The 25,253-nt window shown below is 58.6% G+C and carries 21 protein-coding genes and 1 tRNA gene; 11 read left to right on the top strand and 11 right to left on the bottom strand.

The window, feature by feature from the left end:
* Window positions 1–13: 13 nt before the first annotated feature.
* Together QQL78_RS03575 and QQL78_RS03570 are read right to left on the bottom strand one after the other, a co-directional pair.
* Entirely contained in the window at window positions 14–1,078 is a 1,065-nt protein-coding gene (locus QQL78_RS03575; protein WP_284370648.1) for a T6SS phospholipase effector Tle1-like catalytic domain-containing protein, read from the bottom strand.
* The gene (locus QQL78_RS03570) at window positions 1,053–3,350 is read right to left on the bottom strand and encodes a xanthine dehydrogenase family protein molybdopterin-binding subunit (RefSeq protein ID WP_284370647.1); all 2,298 of its coding nucleotides are present in this window, start codon (window positions 3,348–3,350) and stop codon (window positions 1,053–1,055) included. Before QQL78_RS03570 ends, QQL78_RS03575 begins: the two co-directional genes overlap by 26 nt.
* A gap of 134 nt (window positions 3,351–3,484) precedes the next feature.
* On the opposite strand from QQL78_RS03570, the gene QQL78_RS03565 reads away from it, so the two are divergent.
* Window positions 3,485–6,661 (top strand): valine--tRNA ligase, encoded by a 3,177-nt coding sequence (locus tag QQL78_RS03565; protein ID WP_284370644.1) that lies wholly within the window; start codon window positions 3,485–3,487, stop codon window positions 6,659–6,661.
* A gap of 101 nt (window positions 6,662–6,762) precedes the next feature.
* On the opposite strand, the gene QQL78_RS03560 is transcribed toward QQL78_RS03565, so the two are convergent.
* Together QQL78_RS03560 and QQL78_RS03555 are read right to left on the bottom strand one after the other, a co-directional pair.
* Complete coding sequence (locus tag QQL78_RS03560; RefSeq protein ID WP_284370642.1) at window positions 6,763–7,551, bottom strand: crotonase/enoyl-CoA hydratase family protein; 789 nt, start codon at window positions 7,549–7,551, stop codon at window positions 6,763–6,765.
* A 73-nt stretch (window positions 7,552–7,624) separates the two neighbouring features.
* Entirely contained in the window at window positions 7,625–7,789 is a 165-nt protein-coding gene (locus QQL78_RS03555) for a Tat pathway signal protein (protein ID WP_284370640.1), read from the bottom strand.
* A gap of 102 nt (window positions 7,790–7,891) precedes the next feature.
* On the opposite strand from QQL78_RS03555, the gene QQL78_RS03550 reads away from it, so the two are divergent.
* A complete protein-coding gene (locus QQL78_RS03550; protein WP_284370638.1) occupies window positions 7,892–8,995 on the top strand; it encodes a pyridoxal phosphate-dependent aminotransferase in 1,104 nt (367 codons plus the stop codon).
* 51 nt (window positions 8,996–9,046) lie between these two features.
* Complete coding sequence (locus QQL78_RS03545) at window positions 9,047–9,229, top strand: hypothetical protein (protein WP_284370637.1); 183 nt, start codon at window positions 9,047–9,049, stop codon at window positions 9,227–9,229.
* Here QQL78_RS03545 and QQL78_RS03540 read toward each other — a convergent pair.
* A complete protein-coding gene (locus QQL78_RS03540; protein ID WP_284370636.1) occupies window positions 9,226–10,434 on the bottom strand; it encodes a pyridoxal-phosphate-dependent aminotransferase family protein in 1,209 nt (402 codons plus the stop codon). The genes QQL78_RS03545 and QQL78_RS03540 overlap by 4 nt on opposite strands.
* A gap of 152 nt (window positions 10,435–10,586) precedes the next feature.
* On the opposite strand from QQL78_RS03540, the gene QQL78_RS03535 reads away from it, so the two are divergent.
* Window positions 10,587–12,431, top strand: coding sequence for an ABC transporter ATP-binding protein (locus tag QQL78_RS03535; protein ID WP_284370635.1), 1,845 nt, complete (start codon window positions 10,587–10,589; stop codon window positions 12,429–12,431).
* Between the two features lie 10 nt (window positions 12,432–12,441).
* Here QQL78_RS03535 and QQL78_RS03530 read toward each other — a convergent pair whose 3' ends face one another.
* A complete protein-coding gene (locus QQL78_RS03530; protein ID WP_284370634.1) occupies window positions 12,442–13,119 on the bottom strand; it encodes a TIGR04283 family arsenosugar biosynthesis glycosyltransferase in 678 nt (225 codons plus the stop codon).
* A gap of 65 nt (window positions 13,120–13,184) precedes the next feature.
* On the opposite strand from QQL78_RS03530, the gene ygfZ reads away from it, so the two are divergent.
* Window positions 13,185–13,937 carry a CAF17-like 4Fe-4S cluster assembly/insertion protein YgfZ gene (ygfZ, locus tag QQL78_RS03525; RefSeq protein ID WP_284370632.1) on the top strand — a complete coding sequence of 251 codons (753 nt, stop codon included), beginning with the start codon at window positions 13,185–13,187 and terminating at the stop codon, window positions 13,935–13,937.
* A gap of 101 nt (window positions 13,938–14,038) precedes the next feature.
* Here the strand turns inward: ygfZ and efp are convergent, their stop codons facing one another.
* A complete protein-coding gene (gene efp, locus QQL78_RS03520) occupies window positions 14,039–14,602 on the bottom strand; it encodes an elongation factor P (protein ID WP_284370630.1) in 564 nt (187 codons plus the stop codon).
* Window positions 14,603–14,822: 220 nt separating this feature from the next.
* On the opposite strand from efp, the gene QQL78_RS03515 reads away from it, so the two are divergent.
* Together QQL78_RS03515 and QQL78_RS03510 are read left to right on the top strand one after the other, a co-directional pair.
* The gene (locus tag QQL78_RS03515) at window positions 14,823–15,143 is read left to right on the top strand and encodes a DUF6280 family protein (RefSeq protein ID WP_164355141.1); all 321 of its coding nucleotides are present in this window, start codon (window positions 14,823–14,825) and stop codon (window positions 15,141–15,143) included.
* 155 nt (window positions 15,144–15,298) lie between these two features.
* Window positions 15,299–16,756, top strand: coding sequence for a cobyric acid synthase (locus QQL78_RS03510; protein ID WP_284370621.1), 1,458 nt, complete (start codon window positions 15,299–15,301; stop codon window positions 16,754–16,756).
* Between the two features lie 20 nt (window positions 16,757–16,776).
* Here the strand turns inward: QQL78_RS03510 and QQL78_RS03505 are convergent, their stop codons facing one another.
* From QQL78_RS03505 to QQL78_RS03495, 3 genes are all read right to left on the bottom strand, one after another.
* A complete protein-coding gene (locus QQL78_RS03505) occupies window positions 16,777–18,021 on the bottom strand; it encodes a prolipoprotein diacylglyceryl transferase (RefSeq protein ID WP_284370619.1) in 1,245 nt (414 codons plus the stop codon).
* A 73-nt stretch (window positions 18,022–18,094) separates the two neighbouring features.
* Entirely contained in the window at window positions 18,095–19,534 is a 1,440-nt protein-coding gene (locus tag QQL78_RS03500) for a TolC family outer membrane protein (protein WP_386258889.1), read from the bottom strand.
* Between the two features lie 70 nt (window positions 19,535–19,604).
* Window positions 19,605–20,258, bottom strand: coding sequence for a protein-L-isoaspartate O-methyltransferase family protein (locus tag QQL78_RS03495; protein ID WP_284370618.1), 654 nt, complete (start codon window positions 20,256–20,258; stop codon window positions 19,605–19,607).
* A 144-nt stretch (window positions 20,259–20,402) separates the two neighbouring features.
* On the opposite strand from QQL78_RS03495, the gene QQL78_RS03490 reads away from it, so the two are divergent.
* The 3 genes from QQL78_RS03490 to QQL78_RS03480 all read left to right on the top strand — a co-directional run bounded on the left by QQL78_RS03490 (window position 20,403) and on the right by QQL78_RS03480 (window position 22,629).
* Window positions 20,403–20,476 (top strand) — tRNA-Cys (locus QQL78_RS03490).
* Between the two features lie 348 nt (window positions 20,477–20,824).
* The gene (locus QQL78_RS03485; RefSeq protein WP_284370616.1) at window positions 20,825–22,444 is read left to right on the top strand and encodes an FAD-dependent oxidoreductase; all 1,620 of its coding nucleotides are present in this window, start codon (window positions 20,825–20,827) and stop codon (window positions 22,442–22,444) included.
* 2 nt (window positions 22,445–22,446) lie between these two features.
* A complete protein-coding gene (locus QQL78_RS03480; RefSeq protein ID WP_284370614.1) occupies window positions 22,447–22,629 on the top strand; it encodes a DUF2783 domain-containing protein in 183 nt (60 codons plus the stop codon).
* A gap of 6 nt (window positions 22,630–22,635) precedes the next feature.
* Here the strand turns inward: QQL78_RS03480 and ptsP are convergent, their stop codons facing one another.
* Window positions 22,636–24,885, bottom strand: a complete 2,250-nt coding sequence (gene ptsP, locus QQL78_RS03475) for a phosphoenolpyruvate--protein phosphotransferase (protein ID WP_284370612.1) — start codon at window positions 24,883–24,885, stop codon at window positions 22,636–22,638.
* Between the two features lie 198 nt (window positions 24,886–25,083).
* Between ptsP and QQL78_RS03470 the strand changes: the two genes are divergently transcribed.
* Window positions 25,084–25,251 carry a hypothetical protein gene (locus tag QQL78_RS03470; protein WP_284370610.1) on the top strand — a complete coding sequence of 56 codons (168 nt, stop codon included), beginning with the start codon at window positions 25,084–25,086 and terminating at the stop codon, window positions 25,249–25,251.
* Window positions 25,252–25,253: the final 2 nt, after the last annotated feature.

Here is a 25,253-nt window from a genome sequence, read left to right as displayed (position 1 = left end):
AGGGCCACAGACCTTACATATTGCCTGTTCTGGCTTCCGGCATCACAGTTTTATCCTGCTGCTGCGCCGCCTGACGCTGCGCTATACTTTGGTGCAGCCGTTCTGACGGGTCCTGCCCGACAATGCGTTTCCTGCGTGACATCAATATCTTGCCATGCCCGCGCCAAGTGCCCCGCGCCGGGGCTGTTGGATCCTGTGGAAAGCGGGAACGCCATTCCACCGGCAGCGTCAGTCCACAGCTTTCTGCCTGCTCCAACATCCAGACGAGCGGGATGTTCGCCAACGGCCGCGCGGCCTCAAACCCGCCCAGCTGCCCGCCTACATCGCCATGCGCACCGGGAAACCAGACCTGTTCCACCCGCCCCGCAAACCCCGCATGGGATTGCCAGAGAACCGGCTGATACGCCACACGGGTCTCATCATGGGCCAACGCGTGAAACCCGTTGCGCACAACATGGCTCAGGTCGTGATTGTGAAAGGCATGCAGGTGCTCGGACAACCGCCACAGCACCGGCGCGTTAATCCCCAGCGATTTCACCGTGTCCCAGACACCGATCATTTCAATTTCGACTTGGGCGTAACAATGGGCATTGCGAAATGCTGTGCGGGTGGACATCTCGGGGCTGCATTCATAGTGGCGATAGGCCATGCGGATATTGCGGCTTGTCGCATGCTCCGCCTGCAACAGGCCCACCATATCAATCACGCCAGCCAAGGAGCGTACCGCATAGGCACCGCGCGAATAACCAAACAGGAAAATCCGGTCACCGGGGCGATAGCGAGAGGCCAGCCAACCATAGGCGCGCCGGATTAGTCTATTGATCCCCTTGCCCGACGCCACATCCAACACCGAACGCCAGTCATCCCATTGCAATCCCGACTCGTAATACAGAGAAACCGCCGGCCCTGTTTCCTTGAGCAGCATATAGGTCCGCGCCGCGTTGGTCTGATGCAGCGGTTCCAGCGACGACAGGGTGCCGTCCAGAACGATCACATGGGTGGTCGCGGCCCGGGGCGTAGCCTCGGGAACCGAGATCTGTGTTTTAACGCGCTTATTCTGCCGCGATCCGGCCCTCATTCAACAACTCCCAGACGCGGTGCGGCGTAAACGGCATATCCGCCTGACGCACCCCTTGATCCCACAAGGCATCCTGTACCGCATTTGCAATGGCCGCCATGGCACCCACAGTGCCGGCTTCGCCACAGCCTTTCATTCCCATGATATTCGCCGTCGAAGGTACAGGCTCCGAGGTAAAGGAAATGTAAGGAAGGTCTGCCGCACGGGGCATGGCATAGTCCATGAACGATGCCGTGAGCAGCTGACCGTCCTCGTCATAGACAACCCGCTCCTGCACGGCCTGCCCAACCCCTTGGGCGACACCACCATGCACCTGCCCTTCGGCCAGCATCGGATTGATAAGATTACCAAAATCATCAACTACGGTGTAGCTTTCTGTAGTGACAACGCCGGTTTCCGGGTCAATCACCACCTCGGCCACATGTGCCCCGTTGGGAAAACTGCGGGCGGGCAAGGTCGCACGTTCGTGATGACTCAACAGGTCGTCACGGCCTTTTTCGCGGGCCATCTCGGCGACCTCCAGCATGGTGGGGGTCAGGTTTGACCCTTCCGCGCGGAACCGTTCATCGTCAAAACTGATCTCGCTGGCGGCTACGCCCATTTCATCCGCAAGAAAGGCGGTGAAACGTTCGGTGATTTTGGCCACCGTCGCCAAAGTCGCATTGTTCTGCGTGGTGACAGAGCGCGATCCACCGGTGCCGCCGCCCTGCGCAATCAAATCCGAATCGCCCTGCACCACGCGAATACGCGCTGCCGGGATGCCGGTCTGATCGGCAAGGAACTGGGCATAGACGGTTTCATGCCCCTGCCCGTTCGATTGTGTGCCGACATAAATCGTGACGCTGCCGTCATCTTCGAACACAACTTTGGCCCCTTCGCTTGGGTCGCCCAGAATGCTCTCGATATAGTAACACAGCCCCTGCCCGCGCAGCAGCCCGCGTTTCGCATCCGCCGCCTTGCGCGCCGCAATCCCTGCGCGGTCGGCCTCCTGTGCCACACGGGTCAGCAAACGATCAAAATCCCCCACATCATAGGTTTCACCCGTCGCCGCCTTATAGGGAAACTGCTCCGCTTTGATAAAGTTGATCCGGCGCAGTTCCCATGGGTCCACCTCCAACTCACGCGCTGCCCGGTCGATCAACCGTTCCAGCACATAGATCGCCTCGGGCCGTCCCGCCCCGCGATAGGCATCCACCGGCACCGTGTTGGTGTAATAGCCATCCACCTGCAACCAGGTGGTCTGCACGTCATAAACACCCATCAACACGCGGCTGAACAGCTGCGTCTGGATGAACTGCGCATACTGCGAATTATAGGCCCCCAGATTGCACTTGCTGGTCACACGATAGGCGGTGATCTTGTTATGCGCATCAAAGGCAAACTCCGCCAGCGAGGTCAGGTCACGCCCGCCATTGTCGGTCAACATCGCCTCGGTCCGTTCCGACATCCAGCGCACCGGACGTTCCAGCACACGCGCCGCCTGCGCCACGCAGAAATATTCGTTATAGGTCATCGACTTCATGCCGAAACCACCCCCCGTATCCGGGTTGGTCACGCGCACCTTGTCTTCGTCCAGCCCAAACGCCTTGGCGATATAGCCCTTATGCACCCAAACGCCCTGCCCGTTATTGGCCACATGCACACGCCCGTCACTCCATTCCGCATAACAGCCGCGCGGCTCCATCGAATTGACGATGATCCGGTTGTCCTCAACCTCCAGCGCCACGGTTTTCGCTGCCACCTGAAAGGCCGCCTCGGTTGCGGCCTCATCCCCCATGCCCCAATCCATCGCCTTATTGTCCGGGGCTTCACCGTGCAGGGTCTCTCCACCTGCCGCCACATCAATCTTCGCCGGCAGATCCTCCACACCAAACAGGATCAGCTCTGCCGCATCTCGCGCCTGCGCAATGCTCTCCGCCACGATCACCGCCACCGGCTCCCCAACGTAGCGCACACGCTCCTTGGCCAGCATCGGGCGCAGCGGCCCCGCACCTTTTGAGCCATCCCGATTGACAATCTGCGCCCCGGCCATGGCGATATTCATGCCCGCCGCTTCCAGATCCGCGCAGGTCAGCACCAGATGCACCCCCTCTGCCTCAGCCGCATCCGAAATATCCAGCTCGCTGATCACCCCATGCGCCACAGGCGAACGGAAGAAATAGGCATGCAACGCTCCCTTCGGTGCGATGTCATCCACATAGCGCCCCGCGCCGGTCAAAAAGCGTACATCTTCTGTCCGAATGACCGACTGACTTTTGCCGAATTTATCCATGTCTGGGTGCCTCTTGCTGAATGCCTGCCTTGCCCAATGACATAACTGTCCGGCACCGGTTGTCCAGCCCGCCCTTTCCCTTCCCCGCAACACCCGCTAGATCAATCCTCAAACGTGATTGAGGATCAAAGACCATGGCTCTGGAAAAGAATTTTGACTCAGGCGAGGCCGAAGCCCGCCTCTACGCCGCTTGGGAAAAGGCCGGTGCCTTCAAGGCCGGTGCCAATGCCTCGCGTGATGAAACCTTTTCGATCATGATTCCGCCACCCAATGTCACTGGCGTTCTGCACATGGGCCATGCGTTTAACAACACATTGCAGGACATTCTGACCCGCTGGCACCGGATGCGTGGGTTCGACACGCTGTGGCAGCCCGGACAGGATCACGCCGGCATTGCCACGCAAATGGTTGTTGAACGCCAACTCGCCGCTGACGGCAAACCACCACGCCGCGACTGGACGCGCGAGGATTTCACCGCTGAAATCTGGAAATGGAAAGCCAAATCCGGCGGCACTATCATTGATCAACTCAAACGCCTTGGCGCCTCTTGCGACTGGTCGCGCAACGCCTTCACCATGTCCGGTGCCCCAAATGCGCCAGCAGGTGAAGAAGGCAACTTCCACGACGCCGTGATCAAAGTCTTTGTCGACATGTACAACAAGGGCCTGATCTATCGCGGCAAACGTCTGGTGAACTGGGACCCGCATTTCGAAACCGCGATTTCCGATCTGGAGGTCGAATCCACCGAAGTTGACGGCCATATGTGGCACTTCAAATACCCGCTCGCGGGCGGTGCCACCTATACTTACGTCGAAAAAGACGAAGACGGCAACGTCACGCTTTCCGAAGAACGCGACTATATCTCCATCGCCACCACGCGCCCTGAAACCATGTTGGGCGACGGCGCGGTTGCCGTGCATCCCTCGGATGAACGCTATACCTCCATCGTCGGCAAACTCTGCGAAATTCCGGTTGGACCCAAAGAACACCGCCGCCTGATCCCGATCATCACCGATGAATACCCTGATCCGACATTCGGGTCCGGCGCGGTCAAGATCACCGGTGCACATGACTTTAACGACTACGAAGTCGCCAAGCGTAACAAAATCCCGCTTTACGCGCTGATGGACACCCGTGGCGCGATGCGCAGCGACGGCCTGCCCTATGACGCCGCTGCCGCCCGCGCGCAGGCGATTGCGGAGGGGACCGAAGAAGCGCCGTTTGATGCCACCGAAATCAACCTTGTGCCCGAAGACTACCGTGGCCTTGACCGCTTCGACGCCCGTGAAAAAGTGATCGCGGACATCACCGCTGAAGGGCTGGCCGTGATGACAGCCCATGACGATCCGCGTTTGGGCAAACCTGCGAAGAAAAAGAAAAAAGGCGAAGACGAGGCCGAGGACACCAGCCCCGTGCCACTGGTCGAAGCCAAAAAAATCATGCAACCCTTTGGCGACCGCTCCAAAGTGGTCATCGAACCCGCGCTGACGGACCAGTGGTTCGTCGCCACCGACAAGATCGTGCAGCCCGCGATTGATGCCGTGCGCAATGATGAGGTGCGCATCCTGCCCGAGCAGGACAAAAAGGTGTATTTCCACTGGCTGGAAAACATCGAACCATGGTGCATCTCGCGCCAGTTGTGGTGGGGGCATCAGATTCCGGTTTGGTACGGGCTGGACCTGAACGGGAACGGCTTTACCGACGATGAAGGCGACGGCGCATTGGACATGGTCGAACTGTCCCGCCTGCTGTTGCAACAGTCCCTCCCTGAAAGCAGCGATCACCATCACTGTGCCGCCGATTTCGACGCAGTCAGCGACAGCTTTGCCGATGTCTTGGTCAAACTGCCAACACCGTTGAACCATGCCCGCGTTGTCGAAGTCGCCTCGCGCAGCGAAGCCATGCATGTTCTGGCCGAAAGCCTTGCCGTCTATACCGGCAGTCAGGATCCGACCGATATCGTCTATCCGGTCTGGCGTGACCCCGACGTCCTCGACACGTGGTTCTCCTCCGGCCTCTGGCCCATCGGCACGCTTGGCTGGCCCGAACAGACCGAAGCACTGGAAAAATACTTCCCCACTTCCGTTTTGATCACCGGTTTCGACATCATCTTCTTCTGGGTCGCCCGCATGATGATGATGCAATATGCCGTGGTAGATCAAAAACCCTTCGATACCGTTTACGTCCACGCTCTGGTGCGGGACGAGAAGGGTAAGAAGATGTCGAAATCCCTTGGCAACGTGCTTGATCCGCTCGAATTGATCGACGAATTCGGCGCGGATGCGGTGCGCTTCACCGTGACCTCCATGGCAGCGATGGGCCGTGACCTGAAACTCTCCACCTCCCGCATCACCGGTTATCGGAATTTCGGCACCAAACTTTGGAATGCCCATCGTTTTGCCGAAATGAACGAAGTCTTTGAAATGCACCAGGCGGTGCACGGGGGGGGCACAGGGGGTGTACGCCCGGCACAGCCCTCCGCGACACTGAACAAATGGATCATCGGTGAAACCGCCCGTGTGCGTGAAGAGGTCGACGCGGCCCTCACCAACTACCGCTTCAACGATGCAGCCAACACGCTTTATGCCTTTGTCTGGGGCAAGGTCTGTGACTGGTATGTGGAGCTCTCCAAACCCCAGTTGCAAGACGGCGCAGCAGAGGCCGAAGAGACCCGCCAGACCATGGGTTGGGTGTTGGATCAATGCCTGATCCTGCTGCATCCAATCATGCCGTTCATCACCGAAGAACTGTGGCAAGCCACTGTTAACAGGGATAAAATGTTGGTTCATGCCGATTGGCCGACCTACACAACAGCGGATCTTCTGGACGCGGATGCGGATCGTGAATTGAACTGGGTCATCGGGTTGATCGAAGCCATCCGTTCAGCCCGTGCGCAGATGCATGTACCTGCGGGCCTCAAGGTGCCAATGATCGTCACCGAAATGGACGATGCCGCGCAGGGCGCATGGGAACGTAACGAAACCATGATCAAACGGCTTGCCCGCGTGGAAAGCCTTGAAAAGGCGGATGTTTTCCCCAAAGGAACGGTCTCTATCGCCGCCCCCGGTGCCACCTTCGGCCTGCCGCTGGCGGGTCTGATTGACATCGCTGAGGAAAAGGCGCGCCTGCAGAAATCGCTGGACAAACTGGGCAAGGAAATCGGTGGTTTGAAAGGCCGGTTGAACAACCCAAAATTCGCCGCCTCCGCCCCACCAGAGGTGGTTGCAGAAGCTCAGAGCAATCTCGATGCACGTCAGGAAGAGGCAGACCAGTTGCAGGCTGCGTTGGATCGTCTGGCAGAGATGGAATAGCGACTTCTCCCGCCTGTTGACAGGGCGGGATTGAGTTTAAGGGCAAGGTGAAGCCCATCTGTGGCACGTCATAACTGGCGTGCCACTTTTCTTTGACCGGATTACTTAAAAACCGCTGGGCGTTTGCCCATTTCCGCGGCAATCACTTCCATCTGATGGGGCTTGCCAATGAGCGCGGCCTGAATGCTGGATTCAGCAGCAAGGACCGTGGCCGCATCCTGGGATTCTGCAATTGTGATCAATCGCTTGGCCGCGCGGATGGCAGAGGGGCTTTTGCCCGCGATGGTGATTGCAAGCGCAGTGGCGGCGGCCAATGGGTCCTCGGCAATCTCGGTGATCAGCCCCCAATCGGCGGCCTGACTGGCGCTTATTTGTTCTGCCGTATAGGTCAGCCGGCGCAGCACGTCAGAGCGAACCAGTTTCGGCAGCAGAACCATGCCCCCCATGTCCGGCACGATGCCCCATTTCATTTCCATCACCGCAAAACGGGCGTCAGCTGCGGCGATACGGATGTCGGCCCCCAGTGCCAGCTGCATGCCTGCGCCAAAACAGACGCCATGGATGGCCGCGATCACCGGGATCTCCATCCGCGACCAGATCATCGCGACCTCTTGCCATTGGTTGGTGGTGCCCTCGCCATGGGTGCGCGGGTTTATCACCTCTGCAGGGTCTTTGCCCATCATCGTGGACAGGCCGGTGATGTCGATGCCAGCACAAAAGGCGCGTCCCTCGCCAGAGAGCACCACGGCGCGGGCATCAGAGGCGTCAACCTCTTGCCCTGCCGCGATAATTCCGTCGATCATTTCCTGATCAACCGCGTTCATTTTGTCAGCGCGAGTCAGGCGGACAAAGGCGATGTGGTTTTCGTAGGTGACGGTGACGCGGGTCATGGGATCCTCCGGTTTGGGTTGGAGGGAGTACAGCGCATCAGGCCCGCACGGACCAGCGAAACGTGGCGGCAGATCAGGGGACCAGCCGGTCAATCGCGCGCATCATGCCAAGGCTTTTGTCATAAACCAGTGTCAGGATACGGCGGGCGGGTGGCTTTGTCAGCACCACGGGCATGCTGCGCACCGCACCAGCGGCGACAGTGGCGGCGATAAAGCCGCGACGGGTGAGTTTTGCCATTGGGTTGGCCTCCCGATTACTTGCGAACCATTCTCATATGGGGACTGTGCGGCATGTTTCCAACCCTTGCCCCGCTGGCTTTAGCCGCCTATCACCAATCATATGACAGAGTATCGCCTGACCCCGCTTGCCCAATCCCTGCCCGCCACTGTCCCCTTTGTCGGACCTGAAACACAAGAGCGCAACATGGGGCGGCAGTTTGACGCCCGTCTGGGCGCGAATGAGAATGTCTTTGGCCCCTCCCCCCACGCGATCAAGGCGATGGCCGAGGCGGGGCATTGGATGTACGGCGACCCCGAAAGCCATGATCTGCGTCAGGCGCTGGCCACGCATCACGGCACAACCCCGGATCACATTATCGTGGGGGAAGGCATCGACGGGCTGCTGGGCTATGTGGTGCGGTTGTTTGTGGAACAGGGTGACGCGGTGGTGACCTCTGACGGGGCTTATCCGACCTTCAACTACCATGTGGCAGGCTTTGGCGGGGGTTTGCACAAGGTGCCCTACAAGGATGATCACGAAGATCCCGCGGCACTGTTTGCCAAGGCCGCCGAGGTAGATGCCAAGCTGGTCTATCTGGCCAATCCCGATAACCCGATGGGGTCATGGCACAAGGGCGAGGACATTGCCGCGGCGCTGGAGCGCTTGCCCGCGCGGAGCTTGCTGGTGCTGGATGAGGCCTATGTCGAAACAGCCCCCGAGGGCACCGCCCTGCCCTTGGCATGGGGTGACCCGCGTGTGATACGAATGCGCACTTTCTCAAAGGCTTACGGGATGGCAGGGGCGCGGGTCGGCTATGCGATCGCCGCGCCGGAATTGATCACTGCCTTTCACAAGGTGCGCAATCATTTCGGCATGAACCGTGCCGCGCAAGCGGGTGCCGTGGCGGCGCTGGCGGATCAGGCATGGCTTGCGGTGGTAAAGGATCGCATTGCACAGGCACGCATACAGATTGCCCAGATCGGACGTGACAACGGGCTGATGCCCCTGCCCTCTGCCACTAATTTTGTGACGCTTGATTGCGGCAGCGATGCGGCCTTTGCCAAGGCTATTCTGGACGGTCTGGTGGCGCGTGGGATATTTGTGCGCATGCCGTTTGTTGCCCCGCAAAACCGCTGCATCCGCGTCAGTTGTGGCACAAATGCGGACCACGCTGCATTTGCCGCAGCCCTGCCAGCAGCCATTGCGGCAGCAAAAAAAGGCTGACGTTAAGGAAATACGGCGTAAGGTTCCGGCGGAACAAATCGGACACGCCGCATGAGACACAGCAGTAACCGCCCCGCCGCCCCGAATTTCACGCAGGCCTGCGTGGTGATGTTCGGTGTGAACCTGACCTGGATTCTGATGGTGATCTGGGTGATCTGGGGGTTGTTCGCGGTGGCCGCAACCGGCTGGCTGGTCAATCAGGTGATCAACCGGATCGCGGTGGCGCGGGGTTAACCGCCACCAATCACCTCCGCCGCTGCATCCAGCGCACCAGTGCCATGGTCGATGTTCAGCGCGCGCATGCCCGCTTCGATACCGCCCAGCATGCCCATGATCATCTGGCCGTTTACATGACCCATATGGCCCAGCCGGAAGAATCCGTGCCATGCCGGATCACCGGGCGTTGCCATGCCCAGTCCAATGCCCAGCGTCAGGCCAAGCTGTTGTTCCACCCAATCGCGCAGTGCTGTGGCATCCGGGGATTGCAGACGCAGGGAGGTAACAGCATTGCTGCGATAGGCGGGATCCGTGACGTTCATCGCAAAACTGCCGGTGGTTCCCCAGACCTCACAGGCGGCCCAGACCGCGCGCGCAAGAGTGCTGTGGCGGGCCCAGACATTTTCGATGCCCTCTGCGTGGATCATATCAAGCGCAGTGCGCAGCCCGTAAAGGTGATGCGTAGGCGCCGTACCGGCATGATATTGGAAGAATTCTTCGGCGTGGGCCCGTGGGGTCCAATCCCAATACCAACTCACGCGGGGCAGTTTGGCCCGCGCAGCTTCAGCCTTGTCATTGAAAAAGACGAACGACATGCCGGGGGGCACCATCAGCCCCTTTTGACAGCCGGTGACCATGATATCGACGCCCCACTCATCCATTTCGAACCGGTCACACCCCAGCGACGCAATGCAATCGGCCATCAACAGCGCCGGGTGTCCAACAGCGTCCAGCGTCTGACGCAGGGCGGAAATATCGTTGCGGATCGAGGTGGAAGTATCCACATGCACAGCAAGCACCGCTTTGATATTATGTGATTTATCCGCCCGCAGCACTTCTTCGATACGGGTCATATCCATCGGAGATTGTTTGCCGAAGTCGATCGTTTCAACCTCGGCTCCCAACCCTTTGGCGGTTTCTCCCCAGCCGATACCAAAACGGCCCGTGGCAGGGACCAGCACCTTGTCGCCCGGTTGCAGGATATTGGCGAGGGATGCCTCCCAGGCCGCATGACCATTGCCCGTGTACATCGCCACCTGATGGCGCGTCCGTGCCACCCGTTTAAGATCAGCCGCCAGCGACGGCATCATTTCCACCAGCTCACCAGCATAGATATTGGGGGCCGCGCGGTGCATCGCCTGCAGGACGGCGTCGGGCATGACCGATGGGCCGGGAATGGCAAGATATGCGCGGCCATGCGCAAGGGTCGGAGATCTGGACATGAAGGAAGCCTTTATGGGAGCCGTATTCTGGCCGAGATTATGCCCCCCAAAGCCCGCGTCAACCACTGATCGCATTCCGGGGCTTGGCTTGCTCAACCTTGGCCGGATGCTTAGATGTGAATGCAGTTTTCCAAGTAAGCGGTGCGGCTCTCATGAATGACCAGACCTATACCTCCAAAGAGCTGCTGGGCTGGCTGTGGCGGGACTACCTGAAGAAACATCTGGGGCTGATGTCACTGGCACTGATGTTCATGGTGATCGAGGGCGGTAGTCTGGGGGCGCTTGCGCGGCTGATGGAGCCGATGTTTGATCAGGTCTTTGTCGCAGGGCAGGAAGATGCGCTGATCTGGGTCGGACTTGCGCTGGTGGGTATTTTCATTCTGCGCGCCATTGCCGGTGTCAGCCAAAAGGTGCTGCTGACCAAGGTGGCACAGGGCACAGCCGCGGATCTGCGCATTGATCTGCTGGAACGGATGATGCAGCAGGACGGTGCCTTTCACCAAAGCCATCCTCCGGGGTTTCTGATCCAGCGGGTGCAATCGGATGTAAACGCTGTGGGTGATGTCTGGCGCGCGGTAATCACCGGTGCGGGGCGTGACTTTATCGGGCTGCTGGTGCTATTAGGTGTGGCCGTGTCGATTGATCCGGTTTGGGCGTTGATGGCCTGTATCGGCATTCCGGTGATGGTGCTGCCCGCCGCCATGGCGCAGCGGTTTGTGCGCAAACGGGCCCGTGAAGCGCGCGATCTGGGGGCCGATCTGGCCACCCGTCTGGATGAGGTATTTCACGGCATTGTGCAGGTGAAACTGAACGCGCTTGAGGCCTATCAGACCCGTCAGTACCGCAGTCTGACAGGGCGATTTGTCGAGACCGAAGTGCGCGCGGCTTTTGGCAATGCCGCCATCCCCGGCATGGTGGATATCCTGTCGGGAATCGGGTTCATGGCGGTGATCCTCTACGGTGGATCAGAGATCATTTCAGGTGACAAAACCATTGGTCAGTTCATGACGTTTTTCACTGCCATGGGATTTGCCTTTAGCCCGCTGCGCCGCTTGGGTGGGATTGCTGGCCTGTGGCAGGTTGCGGCGGCCGCCCTTGAACGGATCCGCGAATTGCTGGATGCGCCGGTGCGCCTGAAAGACCCGGCTACGCCGCTTGCCGCCCCCACCGGCACGCCGGAAATCGTGCTGGATCAGGTCAGCCTTTCCTATGGCGACACCAAGGTGCTGAACCAGCTCAGCTTTACCGCCAAAGCGGGCGAAACAACGGCACTGGTCGGCGCGTCCGGCGCGGGAAAATCAACCGTTTTCAACGTACTGACCCGCTTGATTGATCCCCAAAGCGGTCAGGCGACATTGGGTGGTGTGGCCACCACGGACCTAAAACTGACCGACCTGCGCGGCCTTTTCTCTGTGGTGACGCAAGAGGCACTTTTGTTTGATGCCAGCCTGCGCGAAAATATCGTGTTGGACCACAAGAACGTGACCGAGGCCCGGCTACAAGAGGTGCTGGAGGCGGCCCATGTGGCGGATTTTCTGCCCAAACTGGAAAACGGACTGGACACGCTGGTGGGCCCGCGTGGCTCTGCCCTGTCCGGGGGGCAACGACAGCGCGTGGTGATTGCCCGGGCCCTGCTGCGGGACACACCGATCCTGTTGCTGGATGAAGCGACCAGCGCCCTGGATGCGCAATCCGAACAGGTTGTGCAGGCCGCCCTTGACCGGCTGTCCAAAGGGCGCACGACAATTGTCATTGCCCACCGTCTGGCCACTATCCGCAGTGCGCAAAAGATCGTGGTGCTGGACAAGGGACAGGCCGTTGACGCCGGTACACATGACGAGTTGCTAGAACGCGGCGGGTTATATGCGGATCTTTACCGTTTGCAATTCAAGGATGGGCGGCAGGTTTCCGACGCCCCGAAGAAACACCGTTTGAGCAAAAGCAAGAAAGACATATCGCCCCCCCGTCGCAGCCTTTGGCGCCGGCTGTTTGGCTAGCGCCCTGCCCCTATCGACGGTATTGCGCGGCGAGGGTCGATACATCGGCCCCAGCGAAATAGCGCAGCAGTGTCAAAAGGTTCCGCGTGCCTCGTTTCAACCACCCCTGCCGGATGTATTTATCGGCGCTGGTTTGGGCGATGGCGTCCAGTTCGACCAACCTGCCCTTCAGGGCACGGGCGATGGCCACATCCTCCATCAAGGGTTGATCAGGATAGCCCCCCACCTGCGCATATAGATCGCGCGAAACCAGCAGCCCCTGATCGCCATAAGGCAAGCCAAAGCGGCTGCGCAGATTCGCCCAGCCTGCAACCGTTCTTGCAGCAAAGCCGCTGCGATCAAACGCCAGCCGGAACCAACCTGCCTTGTCACTTTGTGCCAGATGGGCCTGCACCTGTTTGCGCCACCCTGCCTGCAATACCGTATCGGCATGAAGCACCAGCAGCCACTCCCCCGTGGCCTGCGCACAACCGCGAGTCAATTGCCCGCCCCTGGACGGCGCAGCGTGAAGGATATCTGCCCCCCAAGCCTGTGCAATTGCGCCTGTGGCATCGGTTGACCCGCCATCGCTGATGATCAATTCACGGATAAGCCCGGCCTCGACCCCTTCCATCAACCCGTCCAGACATCCGGGCAGGCTGTGTTCTGCGTTCAATGTAGGAATGATGACCGAGATCGGCGCGCGCATGCTTGCCCCTTTTGATGTGACGTGGGAACACTATATCGCATCTGCACCCTGAAAGGACAGAACCAATGACCAACCGCCGTATCCTGCGCCTAAGCGGGGCTGACACTTTTGATTTTCTGCAAGGGCTGGTCACCAATGACGTGAAGAAGCTGAAGGACGGTGCGGTCTATGCGGCGATCCTGACGCCACAGGGGAAATATCTGGCGGATTTCTTTATGATCCCGGAGGGTGATGCGGTGCTGCTGGATGTTGCAGAAGCGTTGGGCGACATGCTGGCGCAACGTTTGACCATGTATAAGTTACGGGCCGCCGTGGCGATCGAAGAGGCCGGATTACATCTGCATCGCGGCTTGGGTGAGGTGCCCGAGGATGGCTTTGCCGACCCGCGTTCGGCGGAAATGGGCTGGCGAGCCTATCGCACAGATGCCCAGACAGCAGATGATGTGGACTGGGCGGCCCTGCGGGTGGCGCACCTGGTGCCCGAAACCATGATCGAACTGACGCCCGACACCTTTATCCTTGAGGCGGGGTTCGAACGGCTGAACGGCGTTGATTTCCGCAAAGGCTGTTATGTCGGCCAAGAGGTCACTGCCCGGATGAAACACAAGACCGAATTGCGCAAAGGGCTGGCGCAGGTCCATGTTGAGGGGCAAGCACCGGTGGGCACGGAGCTAAATGCAGAGGGCAAGGCGGCGGGCACCTTATTCACCCAATCTGCGGGGAAAGGCATCGCCTATCTACGATTTGACCGCGCAAAAGGACCGATGCAGGCGGGAACAGCGCAGGTTACATGGGCTGATTCATCGGAAAATGCCTAAGACTTAAATAAAAACCCCGTTGCGCGGAACGCGAACGGGGTTTTTTAAATCTTAACGGTCTATTACGTCGCGTCATCAAAACGCGGGCCGATGCGGCAAAATCAGGCCCGTTCGACGTATTCCATTGTCTCTGTGTTCACCACGATATCTTCATCCTGCCCCACAAATGGGGGGACAGAAACCTTAACACCATTGTCCAGAACCGCCGGTTTGAAGGAATTCGCAGCGGTCTGGCCTTTGACGACCGGTTCTGTCTCGGCAATCTTGCAGATCACTTTTTGCGGCAAAGAGGCGTTCAATGCCTCCTCTTCGTGGTACTCTACGACCACCATCATCCCGTCTTGCAGGAAGGGGCGGCGCTCTCCCAGCAGCTCGGATGGCAGCTGCACCTGATCGTAGGTATCAGTGTCCATCAGAACCAGCATCCCATTGTCTTCATACAAGAATTGCTGATCTTTTTGTTCCAGACGCACCTTTTCAACCTTATCAGCAGAGCGGAAACGTTCGTTCAATTTCGAGCCGTTGCGCAGGTTGCGCATCTCGACCTGAGCAAAGGCACCGCCTTTTCCCGGCTTTACATGGTCCACTTTGACCGCAGCCCAAAGGCCGCCGTTATGCTCCAGAACGTTTCCGGGGCGAATCTCGTTTCCGTTAATTTTAGGCATGAGGCAAAACCAAGGCAAAAGGTTGATGAAAGGATAACGCACCCTATATCTGCAGCAGCGGCACCCTGCAAGCGCACGAAAATAATCGGTCTACGACCAATTGATATGCGCCCAGAGCATGGCTGCCATGTGATAAAGCTGTATCCGAATCGTCGGATATGTTCCATAAGAAACGACAAGCCCGAATGACAAGAGCAAGAATAATCGAAAGGACGACGAGTTGAGAGATTTCGTTGACGGCACCGCTTTCAATAACGAGCAAGGCAACCGCGCCCGCAAACTGTTTGCAGCAGTGGTACTTGCTGCGTTGGACGATGCAATTGCAGATGACAAGAAATATGGCAATGGCCCGGAGCAGATTGCCCGCTGGGCGCGTTCGCGCGATGGCCGTGAAGTGTTGAGCTGTGCGGGTATTGACCCGAACGAGCGTGTTGTGGCCGGATTGATGGACTTTGTTGGCAAGGGTGTGCGCACCTCGGTTGCCCTGTCCCGCGAAGAATCCGAGCGTCGCCACGCCGCACAACAGGCCGAAGCCGCCTGATTTTTATCCCTTTACCGGGACGATGGACGCAGCCTTCGGGCTGCGTTTTTTTATGCGCTTGTGTTCAAGTCGCTGCACTGCATCTTTCTATGCAACGCCCCTTTCCCAATACCGAAAACTAGGCCAGTTTGCCCCGAAACGAACAGGTGCAGCAGATGACCAAAGCCATCATGATTCAAGGCACTGGCAGCAATGTCGGGAAGTCCATGATCGTCGCCGGTATCATCCGCGCCTGTGTGCGGCGCGGCATGGCGGTGCGCCCGTTTAAACCGCAGAACATGTCAAACAATGCAGCAGTGACGGCGGATGGCGGGGAAATCGGGCGCGCACAGGCATTGCAGGCACGCGCAGCCGGCGTTGATCCGCATACGGATATGAACCCGGTCCTGTTGAAACCACAATCCTCTACCGGGGCGCAGGTGATTGTGCAGGGTCAGATTGCCGGACAGCAAGACGCCGCCGCCTTTGGCAAGAACAAGGCCACTTTGATGCCTGCGGTGCTGAAATCGTTTCGCCGCTTGGCCGGACAATGTGAGCTGATCGTTGTCGAAGGTGCGGGCAGCCCTGCCGAAACCAATTTGCGCGGCGGTGACATCGCCAATATGGGCTTTGCCTCAGCAGCTTCGGTGCCGGTGATCCTGATGGGCGACATCGATCGTGGCGGTGTGATTGCCCAGATCGTTGGATCCCAAGCTGTGATGGATGCCGATGACAACGCCCTCATCCGTGGTTTTGCCGTCAATAAATTTCGTGGCGACCGCAGCCTGTTTGATGCAGGCCGCGATGACATCGTGCGGCGCACTGGCTGGCCCAGCCTTGGGGTGATCCCCTGGTTTGAGGAGGCACATCGCCTGCCCGCCGAAGATGTGATGGACCTGCCCGCACGATCCCGCTCTGCGGGCCGGGGCTGCGTTATCGCCGTGCCCCGCTTGCCGCGCATCTCGAATTTCGATGATCTTGATCCGTTGGCCGCTGAACCCGGTGTTGATCTGCGCATCATCATGCCCGGCACCCCCCTGCCCGCAGAGACTGATCTGGTGCTTCTGGTTGGAAGCAAAGCCACCATCGCCGATCTGGCGGTCCTGCGGGCCGAGGGGTGGGATATTGATATTGCCGCACATATTCGCCGTGGCGGGCGGGTTTTGGGGCTGTGCGGGGGATACCAGATGCTGGGCAACAGCATTGCGGACCCGCATGGAATTGAGGGCAGCCCCGCAACGGTCAAAGGGCTGGGGCATCTGGATGTCGATACGGTGATGGCCCCCTTAAAGCACCTGTCGGTGAAGCAGGGGGCCCATCCGGCCAGCTGCACAGCCCTATCCGGTTATGAAATCCATATCGGAGAGACCACAGGCCCCGATACCAACCGCGCGTGGTTGCAGTTTGGTGAAACTCCGGAAGGTGCTGCCAGCCGTACTGGCGCGGTTCAGGGATGTTACATGCACGGGCTGTTCAGCTCTGACAGTTTCCGCGCCGCCTATCTGGCAGAGCTGGGGGTGCAATCATCGTTGCAGTTCGAAGATGGGGTCGAAGAGACTCTGGATGCCCTGGCCGATCACGTCGAAGAGTTTTTCGACATCGATCTGATGCTTGAACTGGCTGGCGAGGTTTAACCTGCCCGGCGACAGCTGTGTTATTCCAGCTCCTGCGCCGTAAGGGCACGGTGAATTTCACGTCGAACCAGCTTGCGGACATTGCGGGTGATACGTTCACCCAGCGCGCCCTGTAGCTCTGCACGGACAATTTCCGACACCAGATCACGCAGCGCTTCTTCGTCAATCAGCTGTTCATCGCCGGAATAGTCCAAACTGTCCTGCGTAGAACCTGTGCCTGTGGCGTCGGTTTCATCTGCCTCGGCAGCCAATGTGGCGGCCGCAGGCATATCGGGGGTTGGCGCAACAAGATTCTCGGCCACTTTTGCCGTCTCGGATTTGGCAAAGAACTCCTCAAGCTGCGCTTCCATCACTTCCAGTGCTTCGGCCTTCTCTGGCGCGGCAAGGTCTGATGCTGCCGATTCAGCCTCCGAAGAAGGAGACAGGGTGGATTCATCCGGTGCGTCGTCTTCCCATGCCATCTCCCCGGCTTCGCTGCCAGCATAGTCACTTTCACCGGCGTCATCAGGCTCCCAGGTTTCGGAAATCTGGCCAATGGCGGTTTCAAGTGCGGCAATCTTGGCCGTCAGGGCCATTGATTTATCCGACGCGATAGAGGACCCCATTGTCAGACTTTTCGCATGTACGAAAGGTGCTGGTTTGATCTCTGGGGCCTCTTGCGTTGCATCAGAAACATCTGCGTTTTCATGCACTTCCGGCTTTGGCTCTGCCTGTTCTGATAGGTCAGTATGATGGAAAACAGCAGTTTTTGAAACGCCCGATGTATCCTCGTCTTCCCGGTCCCGAGAGGGTGTTAGCTCTATATGATAGGCATCCTCCCCATCACCGTCCGCATCGGCATCATCGTCAAAATGATAGGGGTCTGTTGAATAGTCATGTGAGGGATCATCAACCGAGTCCGCCTCAGCGGTCTCGTCAAACATATCCGCCTCATCATCCTCTTGTGGATTGGCAGAGGGCACCGCACGCGGCGCAAATACATCAAGTGGTTGATCATCCGTGACCAAATCCGCAAGCCCTACACCTTTGCCTGCACCCGCCTCTGCCGCGGATTCATCATCAGAAGAAGAATCGGTCACGCGCAAGGCAGGTGTCAGCACCAAACGGTCATTCCTGACCTCGGGTTGTGTCGAATCACCATGCCCGGATTGGACGGTTTTCGGCTCTACCTTGGAAACTTGAACAGAACGGTTGTCTTCGGACACCAGACGGCGGATCGATGACAACACGTCCTCTACCTCAGCATTTGTGACTGGGTCAGACATTGAATTTACCACTCTTTTCTCGTGCGTAAACTAACCCCAGATAGAGTTTCACACAATGGGTCGCAGAAAATTGTCAGTCTTTTTGCAGGGCCCGCAACACCCGGTCCAGTTTGTCACCCTGCTTGGAACGTTTTGCCGGGCTGTCCTTGACCAGATTATAATATTCAGCGGGATCATAGATTTGCACCGGCAGGCGCAGATCCTTGGCGGTCAGACGCCCCGTTGAAACGAGGATATTATAGGCCGCAACATAGACACTGACCCGCGCCGAGACCTGCAGAGACCGCGCATCCAGCAAAGACTGTTCCGCATCCAGCACATCCAGAGTTGTACGCGCACCCAATGTCGCCTCTTCGCGGATACCGCGGAATGCGATGCTAGCAGCACGTACCTGACGTTCGGAAGCTTCGAGCTGTGATTTCACTGTGGTCAGCTGGGCGTATGCGTCGCCTACGGCCTGTTGCACATCATGACGTACCACATGCAGATTGCCACGCTGCGCATCGGCGCGGGCTTTGGCCTGCCGGTTGGTGGATGACAACGCACCACCTTGATAGATCGTCTGCCCCGCTTCGATTCCAACGGAGCCGCCCCGGTTGAATTCGCTGGTGCCCAGGTTTTCCGTGACACTCAATCGCCCGGTAAGGCTGATCTGCGGTTTCATATCCGCCTCTGTGGCACGCACCAGAAGATCCGCGGCGGCCACCTGATGCTGCGCGCCCAGCATGGATGGATGGCGACGCACGGCGATTACTTTGGCCTTCTCCACACTGGGTTCGACTGCCGGCAGGCTTGGGGGCTGACGCAGCTTACCGGGTTTGCGGCCCACAACGTTGCGGTATTCTTCAACAGCCGAGACCAGCGACCCTTCGGCAGAAGCCAGACCGCTGCGCGCCTGCGCAAGCTGTGCCTGTGCCAGTGCCACATCTGTACGGGTGACTTCGCCCACTTCAAACCGGTCCTGCGCAGCGCGCAGTTCCTGCGTCAGCAAACGCACGTTGTTTTGGCGCAATGCCACAAACTCAGAGGACTCAATAACCCCCATATAGGCGCGGATGGCGCGAAACAGCACTTGCTGTTCGATGTCGATCAGCGCCTCGCGGGTGGCAAGAACGGTTTCCTTGGCCGCCTCGACACGCAACTGGCGTGACCCGAAGTCATAAAGCACAAGTTCCGCCGCAAGGTTGAGCGCTGCGGTCAAATCATCATTGTCGATGGTCACAGGAGAGGCACCTGTCCGTACCCGCCCAAACGTCTGTGTCAAGCTGGTTGACCAACGCAGCACCGGCTTCAGGGTTGCCACCGCGCTTGCCACATCTTCATCCGCCGCCCGCAGCAGGGCCCGGTTTTGATCTAGCAAACCGGAATGACCATAGGCCGAGACCAAGGCATCGGCGAGAGTTTCTGTAGCCGCACTGCGCGGAGACATGACCGCCATGCCAAGCGCAAAAACGCCAATAGTACAGGTTTTGGCCAACAGGCGCATTCCGATGGGCATTTTGTCGATCTGCATGGGTCTCGTGACCTCTTTCTTGTTAAACCACCGCCTGCCGTTGGCAGACCTCATCACTCTCTGTGCCGAGTTAAAGCTGAAACGCAGGGGCGGGATTGAACCCGTCGAGCACCGGTGCCGCCGCATTAAACGCCAACCGCCAACTGATCTGGCCGCCGCGTTTGTGGCCGATGCGCACCTCACCCAATTCGCCCTCCATAAAGAGCGCCGCGATGCGACCGCCATCTTTCAACTGGTCCAGAATGGCTTGTGGCACGTCGCTTACGCCGCCTTCGATGACGATCACATCATAGGGGCCATGCTCTGCCGCACCCTCTGCAAGGGCACCGGTATGCACGATCACATTATCCGCGCCTTCCTGCATCAAGGCCTCTACTGCCTCCTGCGCCATCGCCTCGTCTTCTTCTACGGCAACAACGGCTTCGGCCATATGGGCGATCACCGCAGCCGAATATCCCATCGCACAGCCGATATCGAGCACCAGTTCCGCATTTGAGATCGCCAGCGCATCCAGTGTCTTTGCCAATGTGCGGGGCTCAAGCAGGACACGCCCCTGCCCCAGCATAAGGTTTTCCCCCATATAGGCAGCTTCTCGACTGGCGGCGGGCACGAAAACCTCGCGCGGAACCGTCAACATGGCGTCGATGATCGGAAATTTGGTCACATCCGAGGGCCGGACCTGCGTATCGACCATCATAACGCGTCGGGCGGTGAAATCACTCATCTGGTAAACTCATCCGTTCAGATTCTATTTCTCCCAGATGTGCCACATCCCGCAGCGCTCAGCAACGCCCAGTTGGTTCACTTTCGAGCATCATAGATCTTGCAGCCGCAAAGCTGATCGGATAGCAAGCAAAAACCACTGGTCGGCGAGTTGGCGGAGTGGTTACGCAGCGGATTGCAAATCCGTGTACACCGGTTCGATTCCGGTACTCGCCTCCAAGTGTTTTCAAGCACTTATGCAGGATCGTGTTGGGTAGCACACAAAACGTCTACTCATTTGCTACCCTTTCCTGTTCTGTTCTTCTCGGCGTTCATAACCGGCACCGGCGCTGATATTGTGCGGATCAGGGGGTAGGCCAGCTAAATGTAAACGTCGCCATCGAGACGGTCTATGATTGCGCACACTTCGCCGCCGCGTTCGGCTGCGATATCAACAAGGCCCTGAGCCGTCGAACCACCCCGCTTGCGTCCCCCCGTTCTAAAAAACTGTTGTTAGTTACAAAAGCAACTACTAACCAAAGCAGTGATGGCAGAACATTGCCGCGAAACCACGCTGGAGGGGATGACATGGTTGCATCACGTTACGAGACCGCGTTCAAACTTTATCCTTACGAAAAAGTCGCAGCGCAAAGCGGCACGCCCGAGCGCCATCCGGTGGTTATTGTCGGTGGTGGGCCGGTGGGCCTGTCCCTTGCCCTTGATCTGGGTAAAAGAGGCACGCCGGTTCTGCTTCTCGATGATCATGACGGTGCCGGATTGGGCAGCAAGGCGATCTGTTTTGCCAAACGCACCTTGGACATCGCGCACCGTCTTGGGGCCAGTACGCCGATGGTCGACAAAGGTGTGGTCTGGAACGTGGGCCGTGTGTTTCGCGGGGACGGGCAATTGTTCGGGTTCGATCTGCAACCCGAAGACGGGCATCGCAACCCGGCTTTTATCAACTTGCAACAACCTGATTTCGAACGCTTTCTGGTCGATGCTATTCGTGTGGCCCAAGACGCTGGCGCGCCGATAGAATTGCGTGGGCGTAACCGGGTGACGGGTGTGGAGCCCCATGATAACCATGTGACACTGGACATAGATACCCCCGACGGCCCCTATCGGCTTGAGGCGGATTATCTGGTCGCCTGTGACGGCGCGCGCTCGGGTCTGCGCGACATGATGGGCCTGTCGTTTGACGGGCGGGTGTTCGAGGATAACTTCCTGATTGCCGATGTGCGGATGAAGGCGGATTTTCCAACCGAACGCTGGTTCTGGTTCGAACCGCCTTTTAAAGGGGCCGGACAATCTGCCCTGCTACATAAACAACCCGATGACATCTGGCGGATTGATTTTCAACTGGGCTGGGACATTGACCGGGCCAAGGAGCTGGACGAGGCAAATATCCGCGCCCGCGTTGATGCCATGCTATCCAGTCAGACCGGCAAGGTGCCGGAATACGAGCTGGTCTGGACCTCAATCTACACTTTCCAATGCCGTCGCATGCAAAGTTTCCGCCACGGGCCCGTGTTCTTTGCCGGTGATTCCGCGCACCAAGTGTCACCCTTTGGCGCACGTGGTGCCAATTCTGGGGTGCAGGATGCGGAAAATCTGGCGTGGAAACTGGATCTTGTGCTGAAAGACGTCGCTGATGAACGGTTGCTGGAAAGCTATGCGGCCGAGCGGGAGTTTGGCGCGGATGAAAACATCCTGAATTCCTCGCGTGCGACGGATTTCATGACGCCGAAGTCAAAGATCAGCAAGAGCTTCCGCAATGCGGTGCTGGATCTGGCGGGCAAACATGCCTTTGCACGGCCCTTTGTGAACTCTGGTCGGCTCTCGGTGCCCTGCGTCTACGATGGTTTCCCACTGTTCTGTGCCGATGCGCTGGACGGCCCCGCAATCACACGTCCCGGCGCATCCTGTGTCGACGCACCGGTTGAGGACGGTTTCCTGCTGGACCATCTGCACGGGTTCACCCTGCTGGCCATCGGGGGGGGCGCTCCTGCGCCATTCACTGCGCATGGCATCGACATGCCTGTGGTGCATATCGAGGCCCCCTCGCCCCTGCTGGCAAAACGCTATTTAGGCGCGGCCAAAACGGCCCTCTATCTGATCCGCCCTGATCAGCACATCATCGGGCGCTGGTCCAGTTTTGACGCAGAGACTGTCGAAGCTGCCCTGTCCACCTCACTCGCAAAGGGTTGAACATGACTGTGAATCTTGATCCCAACATCCCCGACCCTGACGGGTTTTATGACGAGCTGTTGCAGGCCCATGCCGGGTTGAGTGACGAGGAAAGCGACGCATTTAACGCGCGGCTGATCCTGACGCTGGCCAATCACATCGGTGACCGCGCGGTTCTGCGCGCCGCGATTGAAGCGGCAAAGTAACCTGCGTCAGGATTGATGCTGGGATTTCACATATTCCATCACATCTGCCCGCACCGACATCTCTCCGCGTTCGCGTGCAGCATTGATAACCGCGCGTACATCTTCCAGATTGCACCGCCGCAGCAGGCTTTTCACCGGACCGATCGAGGCAGGCCGCATCGACAGGCTGCGAAACCCGATGGCAGCGAAACACAAAGCCTCCACCGGGCGGCCCGCATCTTCACCACAAAATGACAGGTCGGTATTGGTGCGGGCGCAGCGCTCAACGATGCCCTCTAGGAAAGTCAGAAAACTAACGTTCAACGTATCATAGCGCTTGCGCACCCGTTCGTTTTCGCGATCCGCCGCAAAGAAAAACTGCTTCAGGTCGTTACCGCCCACCGACAGAAACTTGACCTCTTCAAAGAACTTCTCAGGCGCAAAGGCAAGGCTGGGTGTTTCAAGCATTGCGCCCACTTCAATTTTGCTGGGCAGGACATGGCCCAGAATTTTCTCCCGCTCAATGGCCTTGTCAACCTCGCGACTGGCCGCACGGAATTCCTCGAACTGCGCGACAAAGGGGAACATCACCGTCAACGGCCGCCCGTTTGCCGCGCGGATCAATGCCTGCAACTGCATCCGCATCACGCCGGGTTTGTCCAGGCCCACCCGGATCGCCCGCCAGCCCAGTGCCGGGTTCGGCTCATCATTGGGTTTCATATAGGGCAGCACCTTGTCCGACCCGATATCAAGCGTGCGAAATACCACACGTTTGCCGCCTGCCGCATCCAGCACCCGCGCATAAAGCGCTGATAACTCGGAGCGTTTCGGCATCTGGTTGCGCACCAGAAACTGCAGTTCGGTGCGAAACAAGCCAACGCCTTCCGCGCCGGAACTGACCAGAGAGGGCAAATCAGCCATCAATCCAGCATTCATGTCCAGTTTGATCACCGCGCCGCATTTTGCCTGCGCTGGCTGGTCCAAAATCGCGGAATAACGTTCCTGCGCCGCCGCCTGCATCGCAATCTTGTCGCGGAATGCGGCCGCCACCATGTCATCAGGGCGCAGATGGATAATGCCCTGTTCACCGTCCACCATGATGTGATCACCGTTCAGCGCATCATTGGTGATCCGCCCCGCATGTACGATCAGCGGGATCGCCAGCGCCCGCGCCACAATCGCCGCATGCGACCCGACAGAGCCACCTTCCAGCACGATCCCCCGCAACCCGCGCCCGTATTCCAGCAATTCCGCTGGGCCAATGTTACGCGCCACAAGAATCGGATCTGCCGGCATCTCCGCCCCGGTATCCGCGCCCTGCCCGGTCAGAATGCGCAGCAACCGATTGGACAGATCATCAAGGTCGCTCAGCCGTTCACGCAGATAGGCATCGGTGGACTGGCTCATCCTGGCGCGCGCCAGGGACTGCTCTTTTTCCACAGCGGCCTCTGCTGACAATCCGCTTTGAATGTCTTCCGACATCCGCCGCATCCAGCCCTTGGAATTGGCAAACATCCGATAGGTTTCCAGCACTTGCTGCTGGTCCTTGTCGCCATTTCCGGCCATCGACAACATCTGATCCACGCTAACCCGCAGGGTATCAACCGCCTCGGTCAGCCGCTCGGTCTCGCGTACCGGATCATCGGCAATCAGATTTGACACAACAACACGCGGTTCATGCAGCCAGACATGCCCTTCGGCGACACCCTCCTGCGCAACCGTGCCCCGCAGCAGAACCGGCTGTGAATGGCGCGCGGACATGGCTGCCCCCTCCCCCACAAAGGCACCCAATTCAGTCATCTCGGCCAGGACCATGGCCACAACCTCAAGCGCATAGACCTCATCTGCTGAAAATTCGCGCGCGGTCTTGGACTGAACCACCAGAACACCCAGCGTTTCGCCCAACCGTTGCACCGGCACGCCAAGGAAGCTGGAATAAATTTCCTCGCCGGTTTCCGGCATAAAGCGGAAACCGGTCGCCTGCGGCGCATCCGGTGTATTGATCACACGCCGGAATTTGGCGACGCGCCCCACCAGACCTTCACCCAGCTTCATCCGGGTTTCATGCACCGCCTGCGCGTTCAGCCCTTCTGTGGCGCAAAGCTCCAGCGTATCCTCGTCACGGAACAGATAGATCGAACAGACTTCACACCCCATGGAAGTCGCGATCAAATGGGTGATCTTATCCAGCCGTTCCTGACCAGCATGATCTCCCGCCATCGCATCCCGCAACCTGCCCAATAGCTTGCGGCTCTCTGTCTCTGTACGCTCGGCCATACTGGCGCGTCCTTCCGGTTTAACCCAGAACAGCTTACACCACAGGCAGGACAAAAGCGAAATGGCCGAATTTGATAAGAGCGCACAATTATTGGTTGTGCCCGCGCAATCAGCGGAAATCGGCAATGACGTCTAGAAACTAAGCGTCGGCATTTCTATATCAGATACAGACGCTGTCAAATCACAGGGAGAACCACCATGCCGATGCTCCTCCTGCCGCTCATTTCAGCACTCTGCGCCTATATGATTTTTTGTGACGCCCAGGCTCGCAACATGAACGCCCATGGCTGGGCGCTGTTCATTCTGCTCAGCACGATGCTGGGGCTGCCGGTCTATTTCCTGATGCGAAAACCGCGACGCGCTTAAGG

This window comes from Sulfitobacter pacificus (genome assembly GCF_030159975.1).
Taxonomy (GTDB): Bacteria; Pseudomonadota; Alphaproteobacteria; order Rhodobacterales; family Rhodobacteraceae; genus Sulfitobacter; species Sulfitobacter pacificus.
This window is presented reverse-complemented; position numbering and strand designations above follow the sequence as displayed.

Excerpts from the sequence above, each read along its gene's own strand:
- ptsP (WP_284370612.1), bottom strand. The coding sequence starts at position 24,885 with ATGGCCGAGCGTACAGAGACAGAGAGCCGCAAGCTATTGGGCAGGTTG.
- QQL78_RS03565 (WP_284370644.1), top strand. The coding sequence starts at position 3,485 with ATGGCTCTGGAAAAGAATTTTGACTCAGGCGAGGCCGAAGCCCGCCTC.
- QQL78_RS03470 (WP_284370610.1), top strand. The coding sequence starts at position 25,084 with ATGCCGATGCTCCTCCTGCCGCTCATTTCAGCACTCTGCGCCTATATG.
- QQL78_RS03510 (WP_284370621.1), top strand. The coding sequence starts at position 15,299 with ATGACCAAAGCCATCATGATTCAAGGCACTGGCAGCAATGTCGGGAAG.
- QQL78_RS03555 (WP_284370640.1), bottom strand. The coding sequence starts at position 7,789 with ATGGCAAAACTCACCCGTCGCGGCTTTATCGCCGCCACTGTCGCCGCT.
- QQL78_RS03500 (WP_386258889.1), bottom strand. The coding sequence starts at position 19,534 with ATGCAGATCGACAAAATGCCCATCGGAATGCGCCTGTTGGCCAAAACC.
- QQL78_RS03505 (WP_284370619.1), bottom strand. The coding sequence starts at position 18,021 with ATGTCTGACCCAGTCACAAATGCTGAGGTAGAGGACGTGTTGTCATCG.
- QQL78_RS03535 (WP_284370635.1), top strand. The coding sequence starts at position 10,587 with ATGAATGACCAGACCTATACCTCCAAAGAGCTGCTGGGCTGGCTGTGG.
- QQL78_RS03480 (WP_284370614.1), top strand. The coding sequence starts at position 22,447 with ATGACTGTGAATCTTGATCCCAACATCCCCGACCCTGACGGGTTTTAT.
- QQL78_RS03495 (WP_284370618.1), bottom strand. The coding sequence starts at position 20,258 with ATGAGTGATTTCACCGCCCGACGCGTTATGATGGTCGATACGCAGGTC.
- QQL78_RS03575 (WP_284370648.1), bottom strand. The coding sequence starts at position 1,078 with ATGAGGGCCGGATCGCGGCAGAATAAGCGCGTTAAAACACAGATCTCG.
- QQL78_RS03560 (WP_284370642.1), bottom strand. The coding sequence starts at position 7,551 with ATGACCCGCGTCACCGTCACCTACGAAAACCACATCGCCTTTGTCCGC.
- efp (WP_284370630.1), bottom strand. The coding sequence starts at position 14,602 with ATGCCTAAAATTAACGGAAACGAGATTCGCCCCGGAAACGTTCTGGAG.
- QQL78_RS03485 (WP_284370616.1), top strand. The coding sequence starts at position 20,825 with ATGGTTGCATCACGTTACGAGACCGCGTTCAAACTTTATCCTTACGAA.
- QQL78_RS03550 (WP_284370638.1), top strand. The coding sequence starts at position 7,892 with ATGACAGAGTATCGCCTGACCCCGCTTGCCCAATCCCTGCCCGCCACT.
- QQL78_RS03545 (WP_284370637.1), top strand. The coding sequence starts at position 9,047 with ATGAGACACAGCAGTAACCGCCCCGCCGCCCCGAATTTCACGCAGGCC.
- QQL78_RS03530 (WP_284370634.1), bottom strand. The coding sequence starts at position 13,119 with ATGCGCGCGCCGATCTCGGTCATCATTCCTACATTGAACGCAGAACAC.
- QQL78_RS03540 (WP_284370636.1), bottom strand. The coding sequence starts at position 10,434 with ATGTCCAGATCTCCGACCCTTGCGCATGGCCGCGCATATCTTGCCATT.
- ygfZ (WP_284370632.1), top strand. The coding sequence starts at position 13,185 with ATGACCAACCGCCGTATCCTGCGCCTAAGCGGGGCTGACACTTTTGAT.
- QQL78_RS03570 (WP_284370647.1), bottom strand. The coding sequence starts at position 3,350 with ATGGATAAATTCGGCAAAAGTCAGTCGGTCATTCGGACAGAAGATGTA.